Here is a 9564-nt window from a genome sequence, read left to right as displayed (position 1 = left end):
AATACTTCGCTGATGCGCTGGCTCTTCAGAGCAGGACCATGCGGCAAATACACACTGGCCCGCCAATCCTCCATGGCAGCCATGGAGTTGCCGCCGTCTAATTTGTAGATCGCCAGATTGAGCAGGCTGCGGGCATCCTCTTTGAAGATCTCGCGCAGATGCTCAAGCACCTGTGACTGCGCTGCCAGCTGTTCCAAAGCCCAAGTGAACCCCAAGCTGCGGGTATCCCACAAAGCTGTATCTATTTCGGCCTCCGCTGGTTTAGGGCCGGGAGCGTTCGGGAAATCTCGGCGATAGGCAGCCTCATCGACCAGAGTCTTATCCAGGCCGAAATAAAAGGTTCCTTGGGCGTACTGAGGAAATTCAGTACGGAATTTGGCGGTGATATTGACGACGGAATCGGCTGCTAAGCGGCCGACATACTTGCGGGCTGAGCGTTTTGATTTCTTAGTGACCGGATCCCACTGCGTTTGATAGGCGTAGATGTAGCACAAGCCCTTGGCATTGGTTTCTTTGGTGAAATACCACTTGTTGCTAGCCTTTTTCATCATCAATTCCGCTGACAGATACCTAATTTAAACATAGGTAGCATTTTAGCGAAAAAAAGAAATCCCGTAAAAACTTATTGGTTCATTTTCACGGGATTAGCTCAGCAAAACAACCGATCCTTGACCTTAATCACTCGAGTTCGGGATCTGTTATCCGGGAGTTCAGGTATTTTATGCAGTCAGTAGACAGCAGCAAAGAGATATATCTGTTAATACTTGGCTTGATGAATAAATGAACCGACGTGAGCGGAATTCATTTATTAAATGATGAGGTGAGAAACATAATCTTTACAAGTCGTTGCTTGATGAGAAATTAAGCACTCAAAATAATGAAGTTCATATTTCATCTAATTGGATGTAAAGATCGGGCATCATATTAGTGATAGCGCAAGTATCCCAAATTGTATAAGCATAATCGCTAGTTGATTAGAGCTGTCAGTGATTGTTTATATCAATGGCTTGATTTGTTGCCTGATAAACATGATTATAGAAGACGGGTTTTATCACTGTCTTATGTTCATCAATATGAGCTATGTATTTAAGAATGATTTTCATTATTGAAAACAAAAGATTTATTGCTACACCTTGCATCGGGGTTGCATAATGAGCGAAGAACAACGGATACATTCAAGCTAAAAACATGAAAAAGTGATGTATCTGCGATGTACAAAAGATGATGGGTCAGAGGGGATGAGATGAAAAATGTATCTATGAATGGCATTTTCTCGAGGAATGTGGAGATATTTATTTCTCTAGCTAAAACAAAGTCATTTCAAAAGACGGCGTCAATTTTTGGATTGTCAACCTCTTCTATTTCGCGTGAACTAGTAACGCTTGAAAATAAATTAAAGGTTACACTCGTAGATCGTTCTTGCCGTCCTTTGATATTGACTCCTGAAGGGCGTAAGTTATTAAGCGAACTCATTCCTATAATGAATGAATCGCAACGGGCAGTTGCTTTGGCACGAGAAGCTTCGAATTTCCATCCAAGCTTAAGAATTGGTTTTATAGATAGCTTTTCTTATGATGTTGTTCCACAGTTCATTACTGTGATGCAGTCAAAAATATCAAAGTTCATATGTTTGACTGGAGGCGCAGACAGACTTGTAGAGAGACTTTTATCTCATGAGGTGGATGTAATATTAACCATTAATCCTTGTTTTGAAATTCCAGATTTAAGGCGTCACCTCCTTCTGCGAGAACCCTCTGTTCTTATTTTTCCAAAATCACAATATGATTTTAGAAGATATTTTAGAAGTTGGGAAGATTTAGCGCATTGTGGCCTACCATTTATTCGTAATTATTCTTTCAGTGGTGGAGGGCAATTGGAAAGTCAACATTTAACTACTCATGATTTAAAGTTAATGGGAACTATTCAAACTGATAATAATGGACTTCGCATTAAATTGGTTTCTGACGGTAAGGGATGGGCAATTGTTCGTCCACTTACTCTTTTACAGCATGAAAAATTATTGAGTAAGCTGACGATTTACTCGGTTCCTTCACCATTAATAGAACGAAAGGTTTATATTCTTGGACGGTCCAACATTTCTGTTGACCTATATAGAGATATTGTTGATAGTCTTGCTAATATTTTAAACTCTGAAGTAATCCCAAGATTAACAGAGATTTTCTCCCCTACTATTGTTAAATCGATTGAAGTGTATCCGTATACTAATAAATAGTAAATGAATTAAAAGTGTTGGAAGGTTAGTCTAAACGGGATGAATGCATGAGCTGCAATTTAAAATTGCATAGCATGAAAACTTATTGATCCTATAGAACATTCTTTTACGATTGAAGCGTAGGGGATGCTTCGACTCTAGAGGAATATATTGTTTCTCTTGGCATTTCCTTTTATAAGGAGATTTTGCCATGTCTCTGCTTGTTTCGCTTCTTGCTGCTGTTGTTGTGTTTATCGCTGGCTGGGCAGTGATAAAACGTTATCCAACAGTGATTGTATTGTTTGCTGCAGGGTTAATAATGATTGGTCTCGCTATTCTGTTCGGGGCTGATTCTATTCTTCCTAAAAATGCTAAAACTACTGGATTAATCTGGTTTGATGCTATTGATATCATTCGGCTTGCCGCTATTAAGCAGGTTGCCGGTATTGGCATGATTATTATGGTTGCAGGTGGTTTTGCAAAATATATGGAAACCATCGGCGCTTCTGGTGCGCTTGTACATGCATGTATCTCTCCGCTGAAAGCTCTTCATAGCCCCTATATTGTTTTGGGGCTATGTTATCTTGTTGGTGCCGCCATGGTGCCAGTCGTTCCTAGTCACGGCGGTATGGCGATGTTGCTTTTAACGACGATGTATCCCATTCTTTTAAATTTGGGAGTTTCAAAAGCTGGTGCAGCAGCAGCAATTTTTTGTTCAGGTACTATCGGAATGGGGCCGGGGACAGGAACTGCACTATACGCTGCTAAAATCGCAGATATTGAGCCTATTGTATATTTTGTCCATTACCAACTTCCAGTGGCTATTCCAATGATTTTGGTGATAGCAATTTTGAATATTTTTGTTCAGAGGTATTTTGATCGTCGAAATGACGATATTTATGAAGAATCAATATTTGCATCTGATAAGGTATTGAAAGTAGGTCCTCCAACTTATGCAATTTTGCCTGTTTTGCCTATTGCTTTATTATGTATCTTTTCAAAATTTGGTTATTCAGCAATTCAATTAAATACGGTAACTGCACTTTTATTGAGTTGGGTAATAGGCGTTATTGTCGAACTGATTCGGGTTCGAAATGTAAAGCAGGTTTTCCAAGATGCTATGGCTATGATCAAAGGCATGGGATCATTGTTCTCAACGATCGTGGCTTTGATTATTGCTGCTGAAGTATTTGCAACGGGCATCAAACTGTGTGGACTGATCACTTTGCTTCTTGATGGCGCAAATGCAGGTGGTTTGGGGATAACAGGAATGTCCGCAGTCCTTTCAGGGCTGATTGCAGTGGTTTCCTTCCTGACAGGCAGTGGTGTTGGTGCGCTGACAAGTTTGGGTTCAATTGCCACCGATGTTGCGAACGGGTTGGGCGGAAATGTGACCCAGCTCATCTCATCTATGCAGTTTACTGCTGGTCTTGCAAGAGGCATTTCTCCAGTGGCAGGCGCAACAATCGTTGTTGCCGCTGCTGCAGGTGTGAGTCCAATAGCCATTGTGCGTCGTACCGCTATTCCGATGGCAGGTGCTTGGATAGTAATGATGATTGAAAATTATTTACTCTTAAATTAAATAAGTCCGCTTGGTTGCTGATTATTTTTAATTGGGGAATTTAAATGAATTCAAATAATCATATTACTGTTGATCAAATTAAGAATGATGCCGAGGTTATCAAAAAAGAACTGGTGGAGTGGCGGCATTATTTGCATGCTCATCCCGAGCTTTCATTTAAAGAGGAAAGAACCACTCATTACATTGTAAATAAGCTAAAAAATTTTGGATATACAGATATTCAAATTGGCTTTGGACCATTAAAAACTGGAGTTATGGTTGAGATTGGAAGCGGAAGACCTTGTGTCATGCTTCGTGCTGATATCGATGCCTTGCCAATTCAAGAACAAACAGGGGTTGAATTTTGCTCTCAATCTAAAGGTGTATCGCACGCTTGCGGGCATGATGCGCATATAACAAATCTTCTCGGTGTGGCTAAGCTTTTGAAGAAATATGAAAATTCCATTAAAGGAAGGGTGAAGCTGCTTTTTCAGCCGGCAGAAGAAACTAGGGTTAAAATATACGAAAAACCTTTATCCGGAGCGGGTTATGTTGTTCGAAGCGGTGCTATTGATGATGTGGATGCCATTTTTGGCATGCATGTTTGGGGGATGTTTAGTAAAGGAAAAATATACGTTAAATCTGGTCCAACAATGATGGCTTCGGGTCGGTTTAACTTAAAGGTTATTGGGAAAGGGACTCACGGTGCAAGTCCGCATTTGGGATGTGATCCGATAACAACGATATGCCAAATCGTGGATGGCATTCAGACTGTGGTTTCTCGAGAAGTGAGTCCTTTGGAACCTCGATTAATTACTGTCGGGACGATCCATGGTGGTACAGCGACTAACGTTGTGCCGCAGGAGGCAATGATTTCTGGCACTCTTCGTGCCGCTAGCGAAAATGTCGTTAAATTTATGGGCAAAAGGTTGGCGGAAGTGGCAGAAGGAACGGCTAAAGCTCATCGATGCTCAACAGAGTACGATCTGCTTATCAACGGGCCAGCTGTTGTAAATGACTCGGAAATGGTTGTGATTGTTCGGGAGGCCGCAACAGATGTATTGGGGACCGAACACGTCTGTGATGTTGAAATGTTGACTGCAAGTGAGGATTTTCGAGAGTATTCTGCTCGACGTCCTGCTGCTCTTTATTTTATGGGAATGTTTGAGCCTGAAAAAGGAGTTGGCCAGCCTCAACATGACCCAGGTTTTATTGTCAATGATGATGTGTTAGTAGATTCTGTAGCAGTGATGACTTCGATAGTCTTTACTTACTTTAATAAAACAAGTGAAAATCACTTTGGACAGAGCACTCAGACAATATGATCGGGAATTTGTTAAGAGTTTGTTATTGGCGATTTTGAACGGACGATCGTTCGTCTGTGAGCTGATCGTTAGTCTCTTCGGATGTCTGGATGGCCGTAATCGCTGATTCATGAGGCTGCGGCGGCTGAGGTTCTTGAATAGCCGCCGCGCCGGCTTGTACAAAGACGCCCAATCGATCGACAAACTTCACGATTAATTTGGCGAAAAGCCCGACCAGAACTGCCGACAAGACGGTTCCTTCACGTACGCCGATGAGTTCTCCCGCGCAGACAAATCCAATGCCGGCAGCAATCAAGGAGAGTGTGACGTCGTTGACGATCTTCACTGAACCGAAGGACTTGCGTGTGACCGCGGCGGCTGCCAGTACGAAGCCTTCCCCCGGCTGGACAATGGTTTTTGATCGAATCTGCATGACAATGCCAAGTGCCAGAACGAAGTTTCCCGAAATGCTCATCAGGAGGCCCGTCCACCATCCGGCCGGTGCATGCGGCGAAACAATCGCCATCGCCAGGTCAATACAGATGCCAAAAATGAGAACAGTCGGTATTTGCAGAAGATTCCAGAGCGAAAACCGCCGACGAAGGAGCAGCACCTGACCCGCAACCAGAAAAATGTTCACGAAAAAAATGGTTGTGCCAAATGAATAGCCCGTGAGCACAGTGAAGACATATGGAACCGTGCTGATGGGGGTGGTACCGAGGTCTGCCACCGTTGTGAGCACTACGCCAAGAGCCGCTGTGAACATGCCGATGAGCAGGAGCAGCAGACGAAGCGACAGATGTGCAAAGCGGCGAGAGGAGCCAACGGGTGTTTGGCGGGGCACTGGCGGCATGAGGAAAACGGTCAGTCAAAAGAAAAAAGCCGACGGGTGTCGGCTTTGAAAACAGAAATGATATACCGGATTGAAAACATTGAGATACCGCTTGGGGAGAACGGATGCGCAGGCGCATGAGCATGAGCCTTGCACTTTTGTTTTCTTAGTGACAGCCGTCCAATGTCGCGTTAGAGCGTCTCAAACAGTCGAAATGAGGAGAAGAAAGTACGAGGGCGAATTCGCAGATTGACGGAGCGTGATGGATTCGGACCTTCATGCTTTTCGCTGCTGCTTGAAGGAAACCGCCGGCGGCAAAATCTGTGGAACGTCGCAGGATTAGGCAGCCGTTCGATATCCGACGGCCTCTCACGAAGGAATTGGTTGTCGTTATTTGGATCGGCAGAGACCCGATGTTTTATGCGGCAGGTTCATCCTGAGCGCGATGCCATTCAATCGTTCCGCTTGTCTGCAGTTCATCTTCGGCACCAGGCAGCTCATTGATAAGCCGCCACTCGAAGCCGAGTTTCCAGGAACCATCTTGATCGCTCATAGTGGGAATTGAAGCCGGCAGCGTAAGCCGCAGGCGCAGTTTTGCGCCGGGACGGATAACAGCTCGGAACTTCAGTGTCTTCACTTGAGCGGGAGCCGCATCGGGCGGTACTTGGGTGAATTCTCGGGCGGCAGTCTCAACGAGAAGAAGCTGTGCCACGCCGGGAAGAATCGGCATGTCGGGGAAGTGTCCTCTGAACCACGCCAGTTGGAGCGATGCCTCAAAACGAAGTGTGAGCACTCGCTTGCCGTTCTCAACCGTGTCCGTCTCTATCAGCCATTCTGGTCGGCGCTGATCAAAGAGCGTACGCAGACAAGCTACCGTGACTTTTCCCTGCGGATCAGCAGGCAGCTGATCGACAAATCGCCAGCGCCGCGGAAGCGCAACAGCAGGAAGCGATCGCTTCAAGTGCGTCTTCAAGGGCTCGAGCAGTGCGGCTTTGCCTTTTGTAAACAATAGTTCGCGGCCTGCCGGCGTAAGCACGACAGCCGCATGGAGTGCATCGCGCTGAGATTCTGCACGGATCGTTTCCAAGCAGACTTTGCTGTTGGAGACGAGACCGGTTTCAAGCAGCAGTTTTTCCACTTCAGGGAGCGCTACGCGTTTGCCTTCAATTTTGACGATGCGGTCAGCCCGGCCGAGGAGTGAAAACAAACCGTCTTGCAGCGCAATGCGGTCTGCACCGTCGATCCAACCTTCATGGTCAAGGTGGCGGCCGGAAAGCGCAATGAGTCCCTCTCCGGCAGGCAAATAGCGGCTTTCGACTTTAACGGCTGCCTGGATCCCTTCAACGGTCTTCCAAGCTGACGCGGCAACGGCGGATTTTTCATTATCCGTAAAACGTCGCTGCCGCCAAGCGATGCCGCCGGTTTCAGTCGAGCCGAGCACTTCAAAGGGAAAGTGCCCAAAGGCGCATTTGGCGTTTATTGCGCCGGCATCATCGAGCGGGCCGGTCGATGAAAAAACAGCTGCCGCAGTGCCTAGTGACGGTGTGAAGAGAGACTCGTCGCCGAAGCGCTTCAGATGCGCAGGCGAACTGATGACGACAGCCTTGCGTCCTCGCACAGCGCAATTTTCAAGAGCTGCCTCAAGCGACTCAGGATAGTGAAGCCTCGGTCCCACTGCAATGCCGCGTTCTTCCATCAGCGGCCACATCAAGCGAAAGAGCAGCCCATAGATATGTTGCGCGCTTACGGTGCCGAGCACTTCAAATTCGCCCCACGCAGCCGGTGATTGGCCGGTACGTTCAATGACGCCGGCATGGATCGCTTCAGGCTCGTAGAAACATTGCTCGAGCCGCTTTCTGATGAGTTTGGGTTCGCCGGTGCTTCCGCTCGTTAAGAGCGATAACAGTTCTGCTTTGTCGTCCAAAAGCGGAAGGTCTGCGCAAGGCGGCAGGCGGTTAAAGTCCGAAAAACGGCATTCAGGGGTCATGATCGACCAACTGCAGCTTTCGTCCATTGCCGCGGCATCGAGCCCAAGCATGGTGTTTTTCGCGGTCAGCCCGGCTGCGCTGAGGCGTTCGAGCGTTCCTGGAAGCGCATCGCCCGGGAGAATGACATGCACACCGGCTGCCCAGCATCCGAAAAGTGCCGGCAGCAGTTCAGCGGCATCTTCGGCGTAGAGCACTGCATTAGGCAGGCGCAAATGCTGAGCTGTGCTGCGCCAGACCGCGGCACCGGCGAGAAAGCCTGTCATGGAGAGTTCCATGCCTAGTGTGTTTCTTGCAACAGGGCGGTTCGCTGGGGCATGTTGAAGGATGCGGCTCAGAATGGTGTTCTGCATGGAAAAAGCGTTGGTTGAGAATGCACTCTGGAGAGGCCCTCGGTATGGAAGGAGAAGACAACGTTGATCGGTGTCTGAGGGTTTGCCGTATCAAACCGTTCGTCGACTTAACCGTCAGGATGACGGAACGTTATTTTTGTCTTTCACGCCGGTGCATGACGATAGTACGAAGAAGCCATTCTCCCGCAAAGAGCACGCCGATGGCGATATAGGAAAGACACCCGTTCCAGAGTACCCACGTCTCTCTGGAAAGAAAAACGGTAGCGAGCGCAGCTGCACCGTTGAGAATGAAGAATCCGCACCAGACCTGAGTAACGCCTCGGCACCACCGAACGGCTTCAGGCGGCAGCACAGCATCTTTCATCCGGGCGAAACGTTCGACCATGGGCATTCGATTGGGGAGAAGCGTTGTGCCGAAGGCCCAGAGAAGAAAGGCATTGACAAGGACTGGATATAACCGCATGGGTTCTTCCAGTCCGGAGAATGCAGCTGCTGCGCATAGACAGACCGCGATGACCGAGAGGACCCAATCCTCCCGCGACCTTGTCACTAAAGCGCGGCAGAAAGTGACTGCGGCAAGACCAGCAGCAACCGCTGCTGGTCCCCAGTGCGAGAGACCGTACCAGGCCCAGAAGGGATAAAGGACGAGAACAGTTCCAAACGTTGCGCGCAGAACCGCCTTGAGCGGCAGGGCCATGGCTGAGGCTGACAGCTGTGTGTCAGGCGGCAGGATCGGGTTCTTCCATGATTTTGGCAATCACGGAAACGACATCACCCAGAGTGCGTACAGCCTTGAAAGCTTCCGGCTTCACTGTGCGGTTTCCCAAATAGGGCTTGAGCTGCACAATCATGTCGACAGCATCAATGGAGTCGATGTCAAAGTCCTCGTAAAGACGAGCTTCAGGTCGGATCTTCTCGGCCGGAATATCGAATTCGTTGGTAAGGATTTTGGAAAGAGCGGCGTAGACCTTCTCTTCTTGAGGCGTAAAAGTCGTCATGGCATTTAAGGCAAAGAGTCAGGCCTGTTCGCGATGGGATTCAATATAGTCAGCAAGCGAGCGAACGTTTTTGAAAACGGCGCGGGATTCTTCGCTTTCTGCTGTAAGCGTCACGCCGAAGCGCTTTTTGAGTGCAAGGCCAAGTTCAAGCGCATCAATGCTGTCAAGGCCGAGCCCTTCGCCAAAGAGCGGTTCATCGGGATCAATATCTTCGGGTTGGACGTCTTCGAGCGCGAGCGACTCTACGATAAGGTGCTGCAGTTCGCTGATAAGGGGATTGTCCATGGCTGGATTGATTCTCTGAAGGTGAATGATTCGG

8 protein-coding genes and 1 pseudogene are annotated in these 9564 nt (G+C 47.7%); 3 read left to right on the top strand and 6 right to left on the bottom strand.

Going from position 1 to position 9564, the window contains the following annotated elements:
- A pseudogene (locus DES29_RS10220) lies at positions 1–548 on the bottom strand (IS1634 family transposase); the annotation flags it as partial.
- Positions 549–1243: 695 nt separating this feature from the next.
- Between DES29_RS10220 and DES29_RS10210 the strand changes: the two are divergent.
- From DES29_RS10210 to DES29_RS10200, 3 genes are all read left to right on the top strand, one after another.
- Entirely contained in the window at positions 1244–2233 is a 990-nt protein-coding gene (locus DES29_RS10210) for a LysR family transcriptional regulator (RefSeq protein ID WP_016474084.1), read from the top strand.
- A 190-nt stretch (positions 2234–2423) separates the two neighbouring features.
- On the top strand, positions 2424–3794 hold the full coding sequence (dcuC, locus tag DES29_RS10205) for a C4-dicarboxylate transporter DcuC (protein ID WP_113854844.1): 1371 nt from the start codon (positions 2424–2426) through the stop codon (positions 3792–3794).
- 44 nt (positions 3795–3838) lie between these two features.
- The gene (locus DES29_RS10200) at positions 3839–5098 is read left to right on the top strand and encodes a M20 metallopeptidase family protein (protein WP_113854843.1); all 1260 of its coding nucleotides are present in this window, start codon (positions 3839–3841) and stop codon (positions 5096–5098) included.
- Between the two features lie 22 nt (positions 5099–5120).
- Here the strand turns inward: DES29_RS10200 and DES29_RS10195 are convergent, their stop codons facing one another.
- From DES29_RS10195 to DES29_RS10175, 5 genes are all read right to left on the bottom strand, one after another.
- Positions 5121–5930, bottom strand: a complete 810-nt coding sequence (locus DES29_RS10195) for a YczE/YyaS/YitT family protein (RefSeq protein WP_021995077.1) — start codon at positions 5928–5930, stop codon at positions 5121–5123.
- Positions 5931–6327: 397 nt separating this feature from the next.
- Positions 6328–8160, bottom strand: a complete 1833-nt coding sequence (locus DES29_RS10190; protein WP_236578826.1) for an ApeI family dehydratase — start codon at positions 8158–8160, stop codon at positions 6328–6330.
- Between the two features lie 217 nt (positions 8161–8377).
- The gene (locus DES29_RS10185) at positions 8378–8944 is read right to left on the bottom strand and encodes a COG4648 family protein (protein ID WP_021995079.1); all 567 of its coding nucleotides are present in this window, start codon (positions 8942–8944) and stop codon (positions 8378–8380) included.
- Positions 8945–8966: 22 nt separating this feature from the next.
- Positions 8967–9245 (bottom strand): acyl carrier protein, encoded by a 279-nt coding sequence (locus tag DES29_RS10180; protein ID WP_005430092.1) that lies wholly within the window; start codon positions 9243–9245, stop codon positions 8967–8969.
- Between the two features lie 18 nt (positions 9246–9263).
- A complete protein-coding gene (locus DES29_RS10175) occupies positions 9264–9530 on the bottom strand; it encodes a phosphopantetheine-binding protein (protein WP_005430095.1) in 267 nt (88 codons plus the stop codon).
- Positions 9531–9564 lie beyond the last annotated feature (34 nt).

The organism is Sutterella wadsworthensis, assembly GCF_003315195.1.
Taxonomy (GTDB): domain Bacteria; phylum Pseudomonadota; class Gammaproteobacteria; order Burkholderiales; family Burkholderiaceae_F; genus Sutterella; species Sutterella wadsworthensis.
This window is presented reverse-complemented; position numbering and strand designations above follow the sequence as displayed.

What these genes read in the sequence shown, in the direction of transcription:
- dcuC (WP_113854844.1), top strand. Translation starts at nt 2,424, where the DNA reads ATGTCTCTGCTTGTTTCGCTTCTTGCTGCTGTTGTTGTGTTTATCGCT.
- DES29_RS10190 (WP_236578826.1), bottom strand. Translation starts at nt 8,160, where the DNA reads ATGACAGGCTTTCTCGCCGGTGCCGCGGTCTGGCGCAGCACAGCTCAG.
- DES29_RS10200 (WP_113854843.1), top strand. Translation starts at nt 3,839, where the DNA reads ATGAATTCAAATAATCATATTACTGTTGATCAAATTAAGAATGATGCC.
- DES29_RS10210 (WP_016474084.1), top strand. Translation starts at nt 1,244, where the DNA reads ATGAAAAATGTATCTATGAATGGCATTTTCTCGAGGAATGTGGAGATA.
- DES29_RS10195 (WP_021995077.1), bottom strand. Translation starts at nt 5,930, where the DNA reads ATGCCGCCAGTGCCCCGCCAAACACCCGTTGGCTCCTCTCGCCGCTTT.
- DES29_RS10175 (WP_005430095.1), bottom strand. Translation starts at nt 9,530, where the DNA reads ATGGACAATCCCCTTATCAGCGAACTGCAGCACCTTATCGTAGAGTCG.
- DES29_RS10180 (WP_005430092.1), bottom strand. Translation starts at nt 9,245, where the DNA reads ATGACGACTTTTACGCCTCAAGAAGAGAAGGTCTACGCCGCTCTTTCC.
- DES29_RS10185 (WP_021995079.1), bottom strand. Translation starts at nt 8,944, where the DNA reads ATGGCCCTGCCGCTCAAGGCGGTTCTGCGCGCAACGTTTGGAACTGTT.